The sequence below is a fragment of the Mesorhizobium sp. B2-4-6 genome (assembly GCF_006442775.1).
In the GTDB taxonomy this organism is placed as follows: Bacteria; Pseudomonadota; Alphaproteobacteria; order Rhizobiales; family Rhizobiaceae; genus Mesorhizobium.
Window position 1 is genome coordinate 217,486 of sequence record NZ_VFVI01000004.1, and the last position, 17,453, is coordinate 234,938.

Here is a 17,453-nt window from a genome sequence, read left to right on the forward strand (position 1 = left end):
CTGTCAGAAGGAATATCAGATGCAGAAAGTCAGGAAGGCAGTCATCCCGGTGGCGGGGCTCGGAACACGGTTCCTGCCGGCGACCAAGTCGATGCCGAAGGAGATGCTGCCCGTCGTCGACAAGCCCGTCGTGCAATATGCCGTCGACGAGGCGTTCGAGGCCGGCATAGAGCACATCGTCTTCGTCACCGGCCGCAACAAGGCGGTCATCGAGGACTATTTCGACCTGCACCCTGAACTGATCGGCACGCTGGAGCAGACCGGCAAGAAGGCGCAGCTCCAGTCGCTGGAGAGCCTGCTGCCGGAGGCCGGCGCCACCTCCTTCATCCGCCAGCAATCGCCGCAAGGTCTCGGCCACGCCGTCTGGTGCGCGCGCGACGTGATCGGCAACGAGCCCTTCGCGCTGCTGCTCCCGGACATGGTGTCTTTCGGCGCGCGCGGTTGCCTTGCCGAGACGGTCGATCTTTATCAGCGGACCGGCGGGAATGTGATCGCCGTCGAACGCTGCGACCCGGCCGAAACCAGCAAATACGGCATTGTCGGCCGCGGCGACGAGATCGGCTCCGGCTTCAAGGTCACGGCGATGGTTGAGAAGCCCGCGCCCGCCAACGCGCCGTCGAATTTCTACATCAACGGCCGCTATGTTCTGCAGCCGGAGATCTTCGCGCTGCTCGGCAACCAGCAGCGCGGCGCCGGCAACGAAATCCAGCTCACCGACGCCATGGTGCGCCTGGCTCAGAGCCAGCCTTTCTACGCCCAGCCTTTCGATGGCCGCATGTTCGACTGCGGCTCCAAGGAGGGCTTCATCGAAGCCACCATCGCCTTCGCCCTGGCGCGCGACGACATGAAGGGCCCGGTGTTCGAGATGCTGCAGCAGTTCGTCCGGTCGCATGAGCGCCGGGAAGTAGCCGCATAATGCCCATCTTTCGGGTGCATATGCGAACCCGCGATGGCGCGACAGCCACTCAAGCGCCCGGGCCCTCCGGCCCGGCGCATCCTGGCAACGACGTTGCGCGGTCTTTTCTGGTCACGACGCCGATCTACCAAGGCCGATAGCGCCTGCAACCTGGAATTGGACCGAATATGAACTATGCCAGCTTCCCTCTCGACAAGAGGATGCCGTTGCCCAGTACCGATCCGGAAAAGGGTGAAGATTTTATCGACGTCGAGCGTCTGCTTGGCATGGCCGCCCGACAGGCCAAGGTGGTGGCGGTCTGCGCCGTCATCGGCCTGTTCCTGGGCGTGATCTATCTGCAGACCACGCCCAAGCAATATATGTCCGTGGCGAGCGTCCTGATCGACGAGGGCCTGAACAAGGTCGTCGACGACATCTCGGCGGCGTCGCAAACCATGCAGACCGACGCCTCGCTGCTCAGCCAGATCGAGATCCTGACGTCCGCGCGCCTTGCATCGGTGGTGGTCGACAAGCTGAAGCTCGACCAGAACCCGGCCTTCATGAACCCCCCGCAATCGGCCTTGGCCAAGGGCATCGGCTTCTTGCGCGGCGTGGTCGGCTATTTCCGCAGCAGCTCGGCCGACCAAATCCCCGGCATGGAGAATGTCGACGAGGCGACGCGCCAGGCCATGATCAAGACGGCGACGCACGACTACGCCGTGCTGAAGCTGCAAAGCGAGGTGCTGGCGCAGCGCAACGGCCGCAGCTACGTCATTTCCATCGGCTACCAGGCGCCCGATCCTGCCTTGGCCACGGCCATCACCAAGGCCTATGCCGATGCCTATCTGGCCGATCAGCTCAATGCCAGCTTCGACGCCACCGAACGCGCCGCCTTGTGGCTGCAGGGCAGGCTTACCGAGCTGCGGGAGAGCTCGCAGCAGGCAGCGATGGCCGTCGAGAAATTCAGGGCCGAACATGGGTTGTCCGCCAACAGCGACGGCCAGTTGCTAAGCGACAAGCAGCTCGCCGACCTCAACGCCCAGCTCATCGTCGCCCAGGCCGATACCGCCAGGGCCAGCGCCCGCTATCACCAATACAAGGCGATCGTCGACAGCGGTTCTGAAGCCGCCTTCAACGATTCGGCCATTGGCGCCGACCAGCCGAGCAGCTCGGTCATCATCGCGCTCAAGACCCGCTATCTGGCCATTGCCAAGCGCCTGCAGGACGTCGAGACGAATTTCGGCAAGGATCACCCCCAGGCGGTCGCGCTGGCCAAGGAAAAGGCCGATGTCTCGGCACAGATATTCGGCCAGCTGAAGCAGCTCACCGAAAGCTACCGCAACGATTTCGAGGTGGCGCAGGCGCGCGAGACGGCTTTGCGCGACAAGATTTCCACCGCCGCCGGCAAGAGCTCGATCGACAACCAGTCGCAGGTGAAGCTGAAGGAGCTCGACCAGCAGGCGCAGGCGCTGACCACGCTCTACCAGACCTTCCTCAGCCGCTATGAGGAAGCCTCGCAGCAGCAGTCCTTCCCGGTCGGCAAGGTCCGCATCATTTCCGACGCGTCGATGCCGCTCGCGGCTTCCAGCCCGCGCACCTTGCGCGTGCTGGCGCTGTCGCTGGTGCTCGGCCTGATGCTTGGCGCCGGCTTCGGCGGCCTCAACGAGTTCAACGAGCGTTTCTTCAGGACGGGCGAGGACATTCGCGACCGCGTCGGCCTGAAATTCCTCGGTTATCTGCCGACGATCGGCGGCGGCAAGGCCAAGGATAGCAAAGCCGACGATCTGCCGGCCGACGGCAAGGTGGCCAGTCTCTCCGCGGCTGAGAGGCGGGCGCGCATGCGCGTCAGCATCGACGCCCCGGCCTCGATGTTCGCCGAGACGCTGCGCAACGCCAAGATCGCCTTCGACGTGGTGATGGAAGACCGCGGCAGCCGGGTGATCGGCGTCATTTCGGTGCTGCCCGGCGAAGGCAAGTCGACCGTCGCCGCAAACCTTGCCGGCCTGCTCGCCGCCAACGGCGCCAAGACCCTGCTCATCGACGGCGACTTGCGCAATCCTGGCTTGAGCCGCAGCCTCGGCATGGAGGCCGAGCAGGGCCTGATGGAAGCGGTGGTCAACGGCCAGACCTGGCAGTCGGTCGGCAAGGTCGACCGCCAGACCAAGCTCGCGATCATTCCCGCCGTGCTGCGCGGCCAGTTCTCGCACACCAGCGAGCTTCTTGGCTCGGCCGGCATGCGGCGCTTCATCGACAACGCCAAGGAGACGTTCGAATACATCATCGTCGACCTGCCGCCGCTCGGCCCCGTCGTCGACGCCAAGGCTTTCGCGCCGCTGGTCGACGGCTTCGTGCTGGTCACCGAATGGGGCCGCACGCCGCGCAACATGGTGCGCTCGATGCTGGAATCCGAGCCCTATATGGCCAACAAGGTGATCGGCGCGGTGCTCAACAAGGTCGATTTGAAGAAGCTGGCCAAATACGGCTCGCTCGGTGGCTCGGAAAGGTTCTTCGACCGCTATTCGACCTATTATCTGGACAAGTCGGAATCGCGCGCCAAACAGGCTGCCTGACGCGCCGTCTTCAATCTCTTGAAGACAGCAGCCGGCCGTATTTGCCGACGATCCTGAGCGCGGTCAGCCGCCCGGTTTGGAAGGCGCCGGTGTCGATGTCGAGCCGGCGACCGTCGAGCGTCGGAATCTCCACGACCGTGTGTCCGTGCACCACCCAGCGGTCGAGGCGGTGCGCCGCCTCGAAGAACTCCTCGCGGATGTTGAGGAGGTCGCCCTCGTCTTGCGCCTCGAGCGCGATGCCGGGCCGGATACCGGCATGCACGAAGACGAATTCGTCGGAGCAGACCATTATGGGCAGCGTGCGCAGGAAATCGACATGGCCGGCGGGAATGGCCTCGCGTATATGCGCGTCCGTCCGTTCGCTGGAACCGTAGAGACTTGCCAGGCGGTCCGGGTCGACACCGTAGGAGAACAAGGTCTCGCGCCCGCCATAGCCGAGCCAGGTCTCACGCGAGAGATGACCGTCCAGATAGAGGAGCAGCGCGACTTCATGATTTCCCACGAGGCAGATGCGCTGGAAGCCCTTCGGCGGCGGCGCCATCAGATGGTCGATCACGCGCCGCGAATGTGGCCCGCGGTCGATATAGTCGCCCAGCATGATGACGATCTTCCGGCCGCGGAAGCGCTGCGCATCGATCTGGATCTTTTGCTCCAGCGCGCGCAACTCGTCGAGGCAGCCATGCACGTCGCCGATCGCGTAGACGACCGTGTCGCGCATGTCCATGACGAGGCGCTCGCGTGGCGCGGGTCGAGGGCGTCTCGATCGCTGGAAAAGATTCACGGATTGAGGCTCGGCTATCTGCACTGATCTGCGCCTCGATATCATGCCGAATGCAAACAATTCCACACCGGCGCGCGATCGGCAGTCGCGTCGTCAGGCGGCCTTCAACCGATAGCGGAACAGCGTGTAGTCCAAGAGCAGCCGGATCCGCGGCTCGGCCTCGGCCGCGATCAGCCAGCTCACCACGATCATGGCAGCGGCGACAACGGGAATAGCGGCCAGATAGGGCACGCCGGCGCGCATCAGGGCGCCGAGCATCGCCGCGCCGACGACATCGTGGATGAGATAGAGCGGATAGGTCATCAGTCCGATCCGCCGCCAACCGCGCCAGGACAGGTCGAGGCGCAGCGACCACGCCATCAGCGCCACCGCCGCGAGGAAGACGACGATCGGCGCCGTATAAGGCATCGCGGCTTCCACCTTGACGCTGTGCACGTCGACCGAGCTCGCGATCTGCAATGTGCCCCCGAACAGGAACAGGGCCGCGAAGGCAAGCCGCTGCAGGGTTATCGCCTTGAAGCGCATCAGCCACAGAAGCACGCCGACGGCGAAGAACGCGCCGTGATGCACCAGGGTCAGCTGCAGCCAGCGCGTCTCGGCGAGATCGGTCCAGCCGAAGGCGAAATAGGCGCACCAGAACAATGTGCTGGCGAGGCCGATGACGATGGCCACTATCTCCATCAGGTCGAATCGGCCGAGCCGCAGCAGGACCCAGACGATGGCATAGAACGCAATCTCGATGCCGAGCGTCCAGTAGACGCTGTCCACCCAGGGTTCGAAGGGCACGAACAGCCCGGTGCGGACGAGGCGGATCACGGCGTCCGTCGGCCAGGAGAGGCCGACAGCGAGCAGGACGATGGCGGAGATCGGCGCGCAGATCCAGACCGCCGGCATCAGCCGCCGGATGCGCGCCTCGAAGAATTTCAGCGGCGTGGAATTCTCGGCGCTGAAGGCGATGACGAAGCCGCTGATGACGAAGAACACCTGCACGCCGACCCAGCCGGAACCGGCGAAGGCCATTTCGGGATGCGGCGGGATGCCGCCGGTGGCGCGCGCCGAAACGCCGTCGGGGAAGGCCCAGACCCAGAAGCCATAGTGATAGAACATCACCATGACGGCAGCCAGGAAACGCAGGATGTCGACACCGCCGAATGTCGTCTTGTGCTGAGCCATGCCGTGCCTTCGGTATGGCCCCCCACGCAAACTTTAAAGTCTATTGCTGCGCTGCACAACAAGCGATTGCGGTGCGGGACAAATTCGTGAATTCTTCCTTAACGCGGCCGTCTGCTTTGCAACTACACCCCGATGCCGCGGCCCTTCAGCGCCACCGTGATCTCGTCGAGAATGGCGGGATCGTCGATGGTCGCCGGCATTGTCCATTCCTCCTTGTCGGCGATCTTCTGCATCGTGCCGCGCAGGATCTTGCCGGAGCGGGTCTTGGGCAGCCGCTTGATCGTCACCACTGTCTTGAAGGCGGCAACCGGGCCGATCCGCTCGCGCACCAGCCCCACCACCTCGCTTTCGATCGCGCCGGCATCGCGCGACACGCCGGCATTGAGCACGACGAAGCCGAGCGGCACCTGGCCCTTCATGGCATCGGCGATGCCGATGACCGCGCATTCGGCGACATCGGGATGGGCCGCCAGCACCTCTTCCATGGCGCCCGTCGAGAGCCGGTGGCCGGCGACGTTGATGATGTCGTCGGTGCGGGCCATGACATAGAGATAGCCGTCCTCGTCCATCATGCCGGCGTCGGCCGTCTTGTAGTAGCCGGGGAACTCTTCGAGATAGGCCTGCCGGAAGCGGGCGTCGGCGTTCCAAAGCGTCGGCAGGCAGCCGGCGGGCAATGGCAGCTTGACCACGACATTGCCGAGCGTGCCGCGCGGCACTTCGTGGCCGGCATCGTCGAGGATGCGGATGTCGTAGCCCGGCATCGGCACGCCGGGCGAGCCGTATTTCACCGGCAACAGCCCGAGCCCCGCCGGGTTGATCGTCATCGGCGAGCCGGTCTCGGTCTGCCACCAATGGTCGATCACCGGACGGTCGAGCTTCTGCTCGGCCCATTTGATGGTTTCGGGGTCGGCACGCTCGCCGGCAAGAAACAGCGTGCGGAACTTCGACAAATCGTATTTCGGCACGAACTCGCCCTTGGGATCCTGCCCTTTGATGGCGCGGAAGGCGGTCGGCGCGGTGAACAGCGCCACCACGCCATGCTCAGCGATCACCCGCCAATAGGTGCCGGCGTCCGGCGTGCCGATCGGCTTGCCCTCGAACAGCACGCTGGCGCAGCCATGCAGAAGCGGCCCGTAGACGATATAGGAATGACCGACCACCCAGCCGACGTCGGAGGCAGCCCAGAACACTTCGCCGGGCTTCACGCCGAACTCGTTGTCCATGGTCCATTTCAGCGCGACCATGTGGCCGCCATTGTCGCGCACGATGCCTTTCGGCTGGCCGGTCGTGCCGGAGGTGTAGATGATGTAGAGCGGGTCGGTGGCCAGCACCGGCACGCAGTCGACATTGGCGCCCGCCGCCCGCTCGCGGGCAACCGCATCCGCATAGTCGAAGTCGTAATTGTCCTTCATCTCGCAGCGCAACTGCTCGCGCTGCAGGATGAGGCAGGCGTCGGGCTTGTGCTTCGACATCTCGATCGCCTTGTCGAGCAGCGGCTTGTAGGCGACCACGCGTCCCGGCTCGAGGCCGCAGGACGCGGTGATGATCAGCTTCGGCTTGGCGTCGTCGATACGGGTGGCGAGCTCATGCGAGGCGAAGCCGCCGAACACCACCGAATGCACGGCGCCCAGCCTCGCGCAGGCGAGCATGGCGATCGCAGCTTCCGCCACCATCGGCATGTAGATGATGACGCGATCGCCCTTGCCGATGCCGCGATGCCTTAGCACCGAGGCCAGCGCGACGACCTCGCGTTTCAATTCGGCATAGGTGAATTTCCGGATCGTGCCGGTGATGGCGCTGTCATGGATCAGCGCCAGCCGGTCGGCGCGTCCGCCGGCGACATGGCGGTCGATGGCGTTATGGCAGGTGTTGCAGGTGGCGCCGATGAACCAGCGGCCATTGACGCCTTCCGCCGGATCGAAGACCTTTTCGGCCGGTGTGTACCAGTCGATCGCCTTCGCCGCTTCGGCCCAGAATCCTATGGGGTCGCTTTTCCAGCCCTCATAGACTTCGCGGTAGCGTGAGGCCATGTGGTCTTCCTCCCAGGGAATAGCTTTCATCAACCGGCAAATAGCCTAAGCCGGTTCCGCCGGCCATGTCTTCCTGCATTTTGGTCCACTCCGCTCTCGCCTTGCCGGCCAATATGCGGCACCGTCGGGTTTCGGCCGAAGGAGAGGAAGATCAAGCGTTTTGCCTGCCGTGGCGCTCGGCCTGTGCGTCGTGTTTGCCGGCGCGGCGACACACGCGGGCGATGCGGCCGCGCGGCGCATCATCGGCTTCTCGCCGGACGGGTCAGGACGGCAGGCCGATCAAGGTGCTGCACGAGGACAAGGCCGTACCTGGTTCGCGCAACTGCCCGACATCCTACAGCCTGTCGGAGGTCTATGAGTTCGCGCCCAAGGGCAAGCCGGTGGCGATTGCCGTGCTGGTCCAGCGCTTCAGCCCGGGTTTCGAAGGCCGCGGCCGCCACCTCATGGCGGTGACGGGCCAACCGCCCTGATCGCCTCGACCTGGTCGCTCAGACAAGGGCCAAACGATTCTTCCGCTCTCTCGCGAGAGCGCCGTTTATGCCTGGTCCGCGATGTCAGCCGGCTTAGAGCGGTAGCGCCGCCAGCATCAGCCCGACGCCGCCGGCGATCAGGATGGCCGCCGCAAGCGCCTTCCGATGGCGCTCGAACGCCGTCGGAGCCCGTTCCCAATTGTAACGCATATATCACTCCCCAAAGCCCGGCGGACTCATAACTTACCCAAGGGCAGGAAGGCAAGACCTCGCTAATATTCGCCCCGCGACGGGCAAAAGCCTGCCAAGCTATCGTCCGCTTCGCCACCCCACGGCGATGGACAGCCTTGCTGTGCCGCGCTAATTGCTCTTCAGCGAAGGGAGCGGGCGCATGGCGGAAATCGGCTCTGAAACGGTGCTGCGCATGGCGGACGATGCGTCCGTGCAGCATGTCGGCGATGGCGCCGTCGTGCTCTTGGCGCGCAGCGGCCAGCTTTACACCTGCAACGACACGACCGAGGCTTTCCTCGACAAGGTGAACGGTGCGCGCAACCTCGACCAGATCGTCGACCTGCTGTCGGACGAGTTCGAGGTCGACAAGGCAACGCTCGACCAGGACATGGCCGAATTGGCCGCCGAGTTGGTGGCCGAAGGCATCCTCGCCGACCCGGGCGCGTGATGGCTGACGGACCTGCTCTGCGCGTCCTGTTCCGCGTCCATTTGTGGCTCAGCGCCCGGCTGATGCCGGCGCTGGTCGGGCAGCGCGATTTCGAAGGCGTGTTGAGACTGGCGCCGCTGCAGTCGCCGGCACCCTATCGTGACCTGCCCTGGACCTACATCGTCCATCGCGTCAAGCGAACGGTGCGGCGCCCCTGGTTGATGCGCGACCGCAGGTGCCTTCGGGAAGGCCTGCTCGGCTTTCGTTTCCTGCGCATGGCCGGCCTCGACCCGGAACTGCGTTTCGGCGTCGATGCCAGTTCGATGCGCGAGCCTCGCCTGTCGGCGCATTGCTGGGTCTGCCTCGACGGCAAGCCGGTGGTCAGCGACAGCCAGCCCGGCATGGTGGAAATCTACCGTCATCCGGCCAGGATGAAGGCGCCAGTCGCTTGAGCGACCAGACTTTCCGCTACGACCTCAACGGTCAAATCCTGGGCATCACTGCCCCGCGTGCCGATCTGTGGCCGAGCTTCGACCTGATGCTCGGCGCCCTGCATGTGGACGAACCTGTCCAGCCCGGCTTTCGCGTCGACATCGTCGAAACGCTTGAGTTGCGGGAGAACCCCGAAGGAAAGCTGGCTTTCGACGGCGAAGTGCCGCTGGACGGCCATTGCCGCATGATCGACGCCGGAAGCGTCTTCCATCTCGTCTTCCCGGGCCAGCAGACCGTGTCGATCCACGACGGCGAGGGCCAGGCCGAAATCCGTCTTCATCCCGACAGCAAGATCAAGTGGACCCTGCTGATGATGGTGCTGGACGCGGCGCTCGACGCGGACGGCCAGCATATGCTGCACACCGCGGGCCTCACCTTGCCTGGAAAGGACGGCCTGGTTCTCATCCATGCGCCAAGCGGCACAGGCAAGTCGACCATATCGCTCGCGCTTGCGTCGCGGGACTTCGGCCTCTGCTCGGACGACGTAATGATCCTCAACGCAGGCGGGCAGGGGATTGCGGCCTGGGGCATGCCGCGCAGGGTGAAGGTCCACCGCAACACGGCGGCGATGCTGCCCTTCGTGGCGCCTTGCCTGGGCGAAAACTGGGACGCCGAAGGCGAGCAATCCGTTTCGCTGGACCGCCTCGGCGAAATCATCCGCGTCGAGGATGTGCGCGCCAGACCCGTCGCCGCGCTCCTGCATCTTGCGCGTTCGGCAGACACCGAGACCCGGCTGCTGCCGATGGCCAGGGCCGATGCCATGGTGGCTTTGGCCACGGACAATGTAAGGACCGGCATGACCGGCCTGATGTCGCTGCAGAAAAGGCGCATGGCGATGATCGCCGCCCTGGTGAAGGCGGTGCCGACCTTCACGCTGGAAGTCGGCTCAAGCCCGGCGGACGCGGCGGCGCTGATCCGCGCCAAGGTAGATATCTAGCCGGAAGTAGCTTCCCGCGCTTGCGCGGGATACGGTCGCGGTCGTGCCAGCCTCTGCACCCAGCGGAAGGCGTCGCGGCTGAGCCGCGAGCGCAGCTTTTCGCGGGAATTGACCCGAAGCAGCATGTTGCCGGTGATGAGCCACTTCGCCAGCCGTATCGAGAGGTCCGGCTTGATGCGGTTGGCAAGCTCGATCGCGCGCGGCGCGCCGAACAGGCGTCCGGTGACGTTGAGGACCGTGGCCAGCTCAAGCTCGATGCCGGTCATGCGGGCGGCGTCGAGCAGCCGCGCTTCCTCTTGAGGCGATTTCAGCGCCCGCACGCCCTGCAGCACGTCGACGCAGAGCTGCAGCCGGTGGAATTTGTGGCCGCCGGCGGCATGGACGATGGCGATGGTGAGCAGCGCGGCTGGCGTGTCGGTTTCGCCATTGTCGATCGCCTGCAACTCCCGAAACCCGAGTGACAGGCGCCGGCGCATACCGGTGTCGTGCACCAGATCGCCGTGCAACTCGATCAGCAGCCTGGAGTTCTCTTTCTCCAGCCATTTGAACTCCTGCAATTCATGCGACTCGGCCTCGTCGCTGCCGAGCTCGAAGCCGCATTCGCCGATGGTCTTGTTGGCTTCCTCGATGCTGGCGAGGTCGACGAGAATGTCGATGTCGGTGAAGGGACGGTCCGCAACGTGGCGATAAAGCTTGCGTGCGAACACCGGTCCCTTGACGATCCGGGCTGGCACGCCTTTCGCCGCCAATGCCTTCATGATGCGGTCGCCGTGATACTGCAACAGCATCGATTGGCCAGTCGCCATCGTCGCATCGTCGCGCAACTCCGACAATTTCCGCTGCAAGGCTGTGTCCTGCGGCAGTTGAGCGTCGCCGGTTTCCCTCAGTTTGCGCAGCATGATCGGCAGCACGCCGTGGAACTCCGCATTGGCGAGCAGCGCCAGCAAGGTCGCGGCCGCAAGATCGCTGCCAATGGCAGCCGGTGCCTCGGGGTCGGCGAAGGTCAGCAGCCGTTTTTCATCGGCAGGCGCAAGAGATGGCAGCATCAGCCCGGACGGCGTTCGAACGACAGGAACAACCCATGCTTACAGAAAAGCTCGCTGGAAACCAGTGCGCGGCGGCAGAGCGGGCCTGTGAGTTTGACTTTCCGCGCGGATCGTCCATTCTCTGGGTTCGATCCGGAAGGTTTTGGACATGACGAAAAAGAAATATGAGGCGCCGTTGCTGCGCAAGGCTGGAAAACTGTCCAGCGTGGTGGCCGTGGCGTCAAAGACGTTTTGAGGCGTTCGCGGCTTCGGTTTGGCTGAAGCCGGCTACATCCCCCAGCGCAGCGCCGCCGTGTGTACCGGCGCGTCCCACAGCGCCGTCGTCTCCTCGTCCAGCATGGTCAGCGTGATCGAGCATCCGGCCATGTCGAGCGAGGTCACGTAGGACCCGACGAGCGAGCGGACTACAACCACGCCCTGCTTCTCGAACATCCTGCGGGCGCAGTTGTACATCAGATAGAGCTCCATCGACGGCGTGCCGCCAAAGCCGTTGACGAACAGCAGCGCCGGCCCCTTGGCGCGATCGCCGAGGTCGCTGGCAATCGCGGCACAGACCTCTTCGGCGATGGCATCGGCGCTCTTCAACGCGTCGCGCCGCCGGCCTGGTTCACCGTGGATGCCGACGCCGAATTCCATCTCGCCGTCGCCGATCTCGAAGGTCGGCTTGCCGGCAGCGGGCACCGTGCCGCTGGTCAGCGCCACGCCCATCGAGCGCGTCGCGGCGTTGACGCGGTCGCCCAGCGCCTTGAGCGCGGGCAGCGGCATGCCTTGCTCGGCCGCCGCGCCGACGATCTTTTCCACCACCAGCGTGCCGGCCACCCCGCGCCGCCCGGTCGTGTAGGACGAGTTCTCGACCGCGACGTCGTCATTGGTCACCACCTGCAGCACGCCGTCCGCCATCTCGGCGGCCATGTCGAAATTCATCACGTCGCCTTCGTAGTTCTTGACGATGAACAGGCAGCCGGCGCCGGTGTCGACGGCCTCGACGGCCGCGAGCATCTGGTCGGGCGTCGGTGAGGTGAAGACCTGGCCGGGACAGGCGGCGTCGAGCATGCCATGGCCGACAAAGCCGCCATGCAGCGGCTCATGGCCGGAGCCGCCGCCCGAGATCAACGCCACCTTGCCTGGCTTCAATTCCCTGCGGCGGACGAACTTGTGCTCCTCGCCAAGCACGAGGATGTCGGCATGGGCCGCCGCAAAGCCATCGAGGCTCTCGGTCAGGACGGTGTCCACCGAATTGATGAATTTCTTCATGGCAGTCCTCCCGACGGTCTTTAGTTTACGCAACTCCGAACGGAAAACCGCTACACACTTTTCCTGGAATTGCTTTTGCTCAGCCGCTGCCCTTGCCGGCGATGCTGGTTATTTTCTGGATGAATTCGTTGATCGCCCGGTCGAGCGCGGCGTTTTGCCTGTCGTCGCCGAAATCCGGCACGATGAGCGAGACATGGCGTGTCTTGCGCGGACCGGAGGCCGCGGGCACCTTGCCGGGATGCGCCTGGTGATAGGCGGCCATGAACTGGTCGCGCTCGGCCTGGCTGAAATGACAGACGGAAAAGATGGACGGCAGATGCTTTGACGGGATCGGGATCGAATAGGCCGGGCTGGAAATCTGCGTGACGAAGCTTCGGTGCTTGCCGAGCGCATCGGCCAGGCGCTGGCGCATGCCGGAGGGGCGCTGGTCGATGACCTGCGACAGGATCGTCTTGTAGGCGCGGATCGCCTCTTCCGAGCCTGCATCCGGTATCTTCTCGGTCCGGGGCATGCCGCGCCTACACCGGCACGTCCGCGATGGCCGCCTTGGCCATGGCGAGTTGCGCGGGGGCGACCGACAGGTCGCGCAGGCCCGCTTCGAGCAGCGCCGGGATGGCTGCCGGATCGCCACCCGCGTCGCCGCAGAGGCTGACCGGAATGCTCTTCTCCTGCCCGAAGGCCGCGATCGAAGCAATCAGTCGCAGCACCGCCGGGTGACGGACGGTGTTGAGATGCGCCACGGCTGCGTTGTCCCGCGCGGCCGCCATCACATATTGCGTCAGGTCGTTGGAGCCGATCGAGAAGAAGGCGACATCGGCGAAGGCGTCCGGCACCAGTGCGACGGACGGCACCTCGACCATGATGCCGAGCGGCGGAAGCCTGTGCGCCACGCCCTGCGCGGCAAGCCCGGCCTGTTCCCCGGCGAACAGCGCTGCGGCTTGGCTGTACTCGTCGGGCGTGGCGATCATCGGGAACATCACCTTCAGATTGCCGTGGATGGCAGCGCGCAGCAATGCCCGGATCTGCACGCGGAAGATATCGCGCCGCGCCAGCGAAAGCCTTATGCCGCGCAGGCCGAGAAACGGGTTGGTCTCCTTGACGGTGAAACCCGGCACCGGCTTGTCGCCGCCGGCGTCCACGGTGCGGATGGTCACCGGCTTGTCGCCGGCCCATTCCAGCACCTTGCGGTAGGCATGATATTGCGTCTCTTCGTCCGGCAATGTGTTTCCGAACAGGAATTCGGTCCGCATCAGGCCGACGCCGTCGCAGGTCGAAATATCGATCCCGTCGACGTCGGACGGGTAGGCGATGTTGACCTGGACGCGCACGGTGGTGCCGGCCTTGGTCACCGCCGGCTCCGTCAGGAATGTCCGTGCCGCCCCCTGCCGGTTGGAGAACGAGGAGGCGGATTGCCGGAAGACTTCGATCTCGGCCGGCGACGGCGAGAAAACGATCCCGCCGCGCTCGGCATCGAGCAGCGCCGCGCCGGTGAGCGGTCCGGCCGGGATGTCGAGACCGATGACCATCGGCACGCCGCGCGAGCGCGCCAGCATAGCGACATGGCTGGCGGTGCTGCCACGCCTGAGCGCAATGCCGCCGCCTTTGCTCCAATCGGTTTCGAGAAAACGCGTCGGCGCGATGTCCTCGCCGTAGAGGATCGCGCCCGGGGGCGTCGCGGCCTCGCTGTCCTCGCTCAGCGCGCGCAGCACCTGATCGCGAATGTCGCGCAGGTCCGCCGCGCGGGCGCGGAAATAGTCCTGGTCCGACGCTTCGTAGCCGGCGACCTCGTCGTCCAGCGCAGCGTGCCAGGCGGCGTCCGCCGCCTGCCCGGAACCGATCGCCGCGAAGGCCGGACCGCTCAGGGCGTCGTCCTCCAGCATGGCGATGTGGAATTCGAGGATGCCGGCGGCGTCGCCATCGGCGGTTTCGATCAGCGCCGCCAGTCGGCCGACGGCCCTGCCGATCGCCCCTTCCAGCGCAGCCTTCTCTTCCGCCGTGCCCGCCTTGGCTTCGTAGCCGGCCGGAGGCTGGTCGAGATCGAACAGCGGGCCTTCGGCGTAACCGGGGGAGGCGGGGATGCCGTCAATCCGCATGGCTCGCGTTCCTTGCGAGCACATCGACATGCAGATACGTCTCAAGCGGACCTGGCATGACCCGCGTCCTCGTCGAAGTCACGCTGCACCAGATCGACCAGCGCTTTCACCGCCTGGGCCGCGCCGTCACCCTTGGCGCGGATGTGCAGCATGGTCCCTTTCGGCGCCTTGGCCGCCATCACCTTGACGATGCTCTTGGCGTCGAACCAGGGGCCGTTGGCGGCCACCGCCACCTCCACTTCGGCCGCGAACGACTTGGCGAGCTTGGTGAACTTCACCGAAGGGCGCGCGTGCAGCCCCACCGCGTGGGTGATCAGAACCGTTGCTTCGGCGGATGCGGACATTCAGTCGGTTCCCGTTCGTTCACGCCGGCGACAGTTCATGCGCCGTCGCCACCACTTCCTTGAGCGAGGCGCCGCCGGAGGATTCGGTTGCCGCCATCACCGCGCCTTCGACGATCGGCGCGTTGCAGACGATTATTCTGTGCGAGCGCGGCTCGCCGATCATCTCGACCGCCATCTCCGAGTTGGTCTCGGCGCCGCCGAGATCGACCAGTATGGCGACGCCCGCTTCCGACCAGGCTTTGTCGATCGCATCCATGATCGCCTCGACGCTGGTGCCGAGCCCGCCATGGCCGTTTCCGCCGCACCATGCAAGCGGCACTTCGTCGCCCACCATCTGGCGCACCATGTCGGCCGTGCCCTCGGCGACCAGGGGCGAATGCGACACGATGACGATCCCGACATTGCTCATCAATGATCCTCTATCGCTTTCGCGACTGCGCGCACCAGCAGCGCGGTCGAGCGCGCTCCGGCGTCCATATGCCCGATCGAGCGCTCTCCCAGGAAGGAAGCGCGTCCGCGCAGGGCCTTCATCGGCACGGTGGCCTTCGCCGCCTTGTCGGCCGCATCGACGATTTCGGTGGCGGTCTTGCCTTGCGTCAGCGCCTCATACACCGGCTGCAGCACATCGAGCATGGTTTTTTGCCCCGGCTGCGATTTGCCGCGCGCCGCGACCGCCTCGATCGCCTTGCCCAGCGCCGCGGCCAGCCCGTTTCGATCGGGTGCTGCCGGCATGTCCTTGCCGAGCGCCATGAACAACGTGCCGAACAGCGGCCCGGAGGCGCCGCCGACGGTCATCACCAGCTTGGTGCCGACCGCCTTCAGGGCCTCGGGCAGCGGCTTGGCCGAAAAGGTGTCCGCCTCGGCGCGCACGGCCTCGAAGCCGCGCTTCATGTTCAGCCCGTGGTCGCCGTCGCCGATCGCCTGGTCGAGCGCGGTCAGTTCCTCGGCATGCGCCGCGATCGTATCGGCGGCCGCCGCGATCAATCTGGAGAAATCGGCTGGGGCCATTTTCCGTCCTTCATGCCGGGGCAAACAGCGCCGCCACGGCAGCGAAGACTTCGGCGGCCGCGAAGGCGCCGGGATCCGCCGTGTCGAGCTGCCTGCCGATATAGGCGGAACGGCCGGCCTTCGCCTTCCGCATGGCGGCGGTTGCCTCGGCGCCTTGCCGCGCTGCTTTTGCCGCCGCTTCCGGTCCGGTCGCGTCGAGGGCTTTCAGTGCCGGCTCCAGCGCATCGACCATCGTGCGGTCGCCGACCTTGGCGCCGCCGTAGAAGGTCATCCGGTCGAGCCCGGCGAGCAAGGCCTTGCTGACCGACGCGCCGCTGCCGAGCGACTGCGACGCGGCGGTGAAGAAGATCGACAACAGCACGCCGCTGGAACCGCCCATCGACGTGCCCAGCGTATCGCCGATCGCGGCGGCGGTAGCGGCGCGATCGGCGAGCGGCAGCGTCTCGATGCGCTCGAGGATGCTGCGCGCGCCGGTCGCCACGGTCGAGCCGGTGTCGCCATCGCCTGCCTTGGCGTCGAGCGCGTTGAGCGGCTCTTCCAGCGAGATCAGCCTTTGGCAAACGGCTCTGATCAGCCGCTCGGCGGCCGCATCGCTGCTGGAGGCCTTGGTGGTTGCGCCGATAGCAGGTCTTGCCATCGCCACGACGACCGGAGCGCGAACCGGCTTGGCCGGCAGCCAGGCATGCGGGCCGACGGGCGCCAGCAGCGCCGCCTCGCGATCGGCGTCCAGCTTGATCAGCGACAGCGAGAAGCCGTTCATGTTGAGCGCCGTCATCAGATGGCCGGGGCCGATCGTCAGCGCCACGGCCTTGGCGAGCGGCGAGGCGAGCACCGCATTGGCGATCAAGGACATTTCGAGCGGCGGCACCGAGCCGAGATTGTTGATCAAGAGCGCATAGCGGCTGCCGGTGTCGAGCCGCGCGGCGAGGCGCTCCGCCATGATGGCGACGAATGCGCCGGCGCTCTGCAGCGCGATGCGCTCGACGCCCGGCTCGCCATGGATGCCGAGGCCGAGCTCGCCGTCTTCGGCGCCGAAGCGCTCTTCATGCGCCTGTCCGGGGATCGAGCAGGAGGAGAGCGAGATGCCGAGCGAAAAAATTTCCTTCGCCGCCGCGCGTGCCGCGGCCGTGACCGACTCCAGGTCACGGCCGCTCTCTGAGAGGTGCCCCGCGATCTTGTGCACGAACAGCGTGCCGGCAATCCCGCGCGGCTGCGTGATGTCGGGCAGCGCGATATCGTCGCCGACGATCACCATCTCGACCGCAAGGCCCTCGGCGCGCGCCTTCTCCGCGGCCAGTCCGAAGTTGAGCCGGTCGCCGGTGTAGTTCTTGACGACCAGCAGGCAGCCGGCCGGGCCGGCCGTGGCGCGGATCGCCGCCAGCACCGCCTCGACGCTCGGCGAAGCGAAGATCTCGCCGGAGACGGCCGCCGTCAGCATGCCGGCGCCCACGAAGCCGGCATGCGAGGGTTCATGCCCGGCGCCACCGCCGGAAACGATCGCCACCTTCGTCCTGTCCCAGTCGGCGCGCAGCACGACCTTGATCTCGGGATAGCCGTCGAGGCGGGCGAGCGCGCCCGATCCCGCCGTGGCGAGGAAGCCGTCGAGCGCTTCGGTGACAATCGTGTCCTTGCGGTTGAAAAAGTGCTTCATGGATTTCGTCCAGTCCGTATCTGCGGTCGTCAATCGGTGTGCGAATAAGGC

At 65.7% G+C, this 17,453-nt stretch carries 17 protein-coding genes; 6 read left to right on the forward strand and 11 right to left on the reverse strand.

Annotated elements, in window-relative coordinates; translation table 11 throughout:
• The first annotated feature begins 19 nt into the window (after nucleotides 1–19).
• Both galU and FJ957_RS14035 read left to right on the forward strand, forming a co-directional pair.
• Complete coding sequence (gene galU, locus FJ957_RS14030; RefSeq protein WP_140680792.1) at nucleotides 20–916, forward strand: UTP--glucose-1-phosphate uridylyltransferase GalU; 897 nt, start codon at nucleotides 20–22, stop codon at nucleotides 914–916.
• A gap of 167 nt (nucleotides 917–1,083) precedes the next feature.
• The gene (locus tag FJ957_RS14035; RefSeq protein WP_140832228.1) at nucleotides 1,084–3,465 is read left to right on the forward strand and encodes a polysaccharide biosynthesis tyrosine autokinase; all 2,382 of its coding nucleotides are present in this window, start codon (nucleotides 1,084–1,086) and stop codon (nucleotides 3,463–3,465) included.
• 10 nt (nucleotides 3,466–3,475) lie between these two features.
• Here FJ957_RS14035 and FJ957_RS14040 read toward each other — a convergent pair whose 3' ends face one another.
• The 3 genes from FJ957_RS14040 to FJ957_RS14050 form a co-directional block, all read right to left on the reverse strand.
• Nucleotides 3,476–4,189 (reverse strand): metallophosphoesterase, encoded by a 714-nt coding sequence (locus FJ957_RS14040; RefSeq protein ID WP_246685845.1) that lies wholly within the window; start codon nucleotides 4,187–4,189, stop codon nucleotides 3,476–3,478.
• 150 nt (nucleotides 4,190–4,339) lie between these two features.
• Entirely contained in the window at nucleotides 4,340–5,419 is a 1,080-nt protein-coding gene (locus FJ957_RS14045; RefSeq protein ID WP_140832232.1) for an acyltransferase, read from the reverse strand.
• A gap of 122 nt (nucleotides 5,420–5,541) precedes the next feature.
• Nucleotides 5,542–7,449, reverse strand: coding sequence for a propionyl-CoA synthetase (locus tag FJ957_RS14050; protein ID WP_140832233.1), 1,908 nt, complete (start codon nucleotides 7,447–7,449; stop codon nucleotides 5,542–5,544).
• A gap of 65 nt (nucleotides 7,450–7,514) precedes the next feature.
• Here FJ957_RS14050 and FJ957_RS14055 point away from each other — a divergent pair, with 65 nt between their 5' ends.
• From FJ957_RS14055 to FJ957_RS14070, 4 genes are all read left to right on the forward strand, one after another.
• Entirely contained in the window at nucleotides 7,515–7,919 is a 405-nt protein-coding gene (locus FJ957_RS14055) for a DUF2259 domain-containing protein (protein ID WP_140832235.1), read from the forward strand.
• A gap of 391 nt (nucleotides 7,920–8,310) precedes the next feature.
• A complete protein-coding gene (locus FJ957_RS14060) occupies nucleotides 8,311–8,598 on the forward strand; it encodes a PqqD family protein (RefSeq protein ID WP_140644822.1) in 288 nt (95 codons plus the stop codon).
• A complete protein-coding gene (locus tag FJ957_RS14065; protein ID WP_140832237.1) occupies nucleotides 8,598–9,029 on the forward strand; it encodes a lasso peptide biosynthesis B2 protein in 432 nt (143 codons plus the stop codon). The genes FJ957_RS14060 and FJ957_RS14065 overlap by 1 nt, the downstream gene beginning before the upstream one ends.
• A complete protein-coding gene (locus FJ957_RS14070) occupies nucleotides 9,026–10,006 on the forward strand; it encodes a serine kinase (protein ID WP_140832238.1) in 981 nt (326 codons plus the stop codon). The genes FJ957_RS14065 and FJ957_RS14070 overlap by 4 nt, the downstream gene beginning before the upstream one ends.
• Here the strand turns inward: FJ957_RS14070 and FJ957_RS14075 are convergent.
• From FJ957_RS14075 to FJ957_RS14110, 8 genes are all read right to left on the reverse strand, one after another.
• Nucleotides 10,003–11,052, reverse strand: a complete 1,050-nt coding sequence (locus FJ957_RS14075) for a nucleotidyltransferase family protein (RefSeq protein ID WP_140832240.1) — start codon at nucleotides 11,050–11,052, stop codon at nucleotides 10,003–10,005. The two genes, FJ957_RS14070 and FJ957_RS14075, sit on opposite strands and share 4 nt — an antisense overlap.
• Nucleotides 11,053–11,319: 267 nt before the next feature.
• On the reverse strand, nucleotides 11,320–12,306 hold the full coding sequence (gene dhaK / locus FJ957_RS14080) for a dihydroxyacetone kinase subunit DhaK (RefSeq protein ID WP_140832242.1): 987 nt from the start codon (nucleotides 12,304–12,306) through the stop codon (nucleotides 11,320–11,322).
• A 79-nt stretch (nucleotides 12,307–12,385) separates the two neighbouring features.
• Nucleotides 12,386–12,817: a hypothetical protein gene (locus FJ957_RS14085; protein WP_140832243.1), complete on the reverse strand. Its 432-nt coding sequence runs from the start codon at nucleotides 12,815–12,817 to the stop codon at nucleotides 12,386–12,388.
• A gap of 7 nt (nucleotides 12,818–12,824) precedes the next feature.
• Nucleotides 12,825–14,399: a phosphoenolpyruvate--protein phosphotransferase gene (gene ptsP / locus FJ957_RS14090; RefSeq protein WP_140832245.1), complete on the reverse strand. Its 1,575-nt coding sequence runs from the start codon at nucleotides 14,397–14,399 to the stop codon at nucleotides 12,825–12,827.
• A gap of 41 nt (nucleotides 14,400–14,440) precedes the next feature.
• Nucleotides 14,441–14,743 carry an HPr family phosphocarrier protein gene (locus FJ957_RS14095; RefSeq protein WP_140832246.1) on the reverse strand — a complete coding sequence of 101 codons (303 nt, stop codon included), beginning with the start codon at nucleotides 14,741–14,743 and terminating at the stop codon, nucleotides 14,441–14,443.
• A gap of 19 nt (nucleotides 14,744–14,762) precedes the next feature.
• The gene (gene dhaM / locus FJ957_RS14100; RefSeq protein ID WP_140832247.1) at nucleotides 14,763–15,152 is read right to left on the reverse strand and encodes a dihydroxyacetone kinase phosphoryl donor subunit DhaM; all 390 of its coding nucleotides are present in this window, start codon (nucleotides 15,150–15,152) and stop codon (nucleotides 14,763–14,765) included.
• On the reverse strand, nucleotides 15,152–15,751 hold the full coding sequence (gene dhaL / locus FJ957_RS14105) for a dihydroxyacetone kinase subunit DhaL (protein ID WP_140832250.1): 600 nt from the start codon (nucleotides 15,749–15,751) through the stop codon (nucleotides 15,152–15,154). Before dhaL ends, dhaM begins: the two co-directional genes overlap by 1 nt.
• A 10-nt stretch (nucleotides 15,752–15,761) precedes the next feature.
• Nucleotides 15,762–17,402, reverse strand: coding sequence for a dihydroxyacetone kinase subunit DhaK (locus FJ957_RS14110; RefSeq protein ID WP_140832252.1), 1,641 nt, complete (start codon nucleotides 17,400–17,402; stop codon nucleotides 15,762–15,764).
• Between the last annotated feature and the right edge of the window lie 51 nt (nucleotides 17,403–17,453).

Excerpts from the sequence above, each read along its gene's own strand:
- galU (WP_140680792.1), top strand. The coding sequence starts at position 20 with ATGCAGAAAGTCAGGAAGGCAGTCATCCCGGTGGCGGGGCTCGGAACA.
- FJ957_RS14035 (WP_140832228.1), top strand. The coding sequence starts at position 1,084 with ATGAACTATGCCAGCTTCCCTCTCGACAAGAGGATGCCGTTGCCCAGT.
- FJ957_RS14040 (WP_246685845.1), bottom strand. The coding sequence starts at position 4,189 with ATGGACATGCGCGACACGGTCGTCTACGCGATCGGCGACGTGCATGGC.
- FJ957_RS14045 (WP_140832232.1), bottom strand. The coding sequence starts at position 5,419 with ATGGCTCAGCACAAGACGACATTCGGCGGTGTCGACATCCTGCGTTTC.
- FJ957_RS14050 (WP_140832233.1), bottom strand. The coding sequence starts at position 7,449 with ATGGCCTCACGCTACCGCGAAGTCTATGAGGGCTGGAAAAGCGACCCC.
- FJ957_RS14055 (WP_140832235.1), top strand. The coding sequence starts at position 7,515 with ATGTCTTCCTGCATTTTGGTCCACTCCGCTCTCGCCTTGCCGGCCAAT.
- FJ957_RS14060 (WP_140644822.1), top strand. The coding sequence starts at position 8,311 with ATGGCGGAAATCGGCTCTGAAACGGTGCTGCGCATGGCGGACGATGCG.
- FJ957_RS14065 (WP_140832237.1), top strand. The coding sequence starts at position 8,598 with ATGGCTGACGGACCTGCTCTGCGCGTCCTGTTCCGCGTCCATTTGTGG.
- FJ957_RS14075 (WP_140832240.1), bottom strand. The coding sequence starts at position 11,052 with ATGCTGCCATCTCTTGCGCCTGCCGATGAAAAACGGCTGCTGACCTTC.
- dhaK (WP_140832242.1), bottom strand. The coding sequence starts at position 12,306 with ATGAAGAAATTCATCAATTCGGTGGACACCGTCCTGACCGAGAGCCTC.
- FJ957_RS14085 (WP_140832243.1), bottom strand. The coding sequence starts at position 12,817 with ATGCCCCGGACCGAGAAGATACCGGATGCAGGCTCGGAAGAGGCGATC.
- ptsP (WP_140832245.1), bottom strand. The coding sequence starts at position 14,399 with ATGCGGATTGACGGCATCCCCGCCTCCCCCGGTTACGCCGAAGGCCCG.
- FJ957_RS14095 (WP_140832246.1), bottom strand. The coding sequence starts at position 14,743 with ATGTCCGCATCCGCCGAAGCAACGGTTCTGATCACCCACGCGGTGGGG.
- dhaM (WP_140832247.1), bottom strand. The coding sequence starts at position 15,152 with ATGAGCAATGTCGGGATCGTCATCGTGTCGCATTCGCCCCTGGTCGCC.
- dhaL (WP_140832250.1), bottom strand. The coding sequence starts at position 15,751 with ATGGCCCCAGCCGATTTCTCCAGATTGATCGCGGCGGCCGCCGATACG.
- FJ957_RS14110 (WP_140832252.1), bottom strand. The coding sequence starts at position 17,402 with ATGAAGCACTTTTTCAACCGCAAGGACACGATTGTCACCGAAGCGCTC.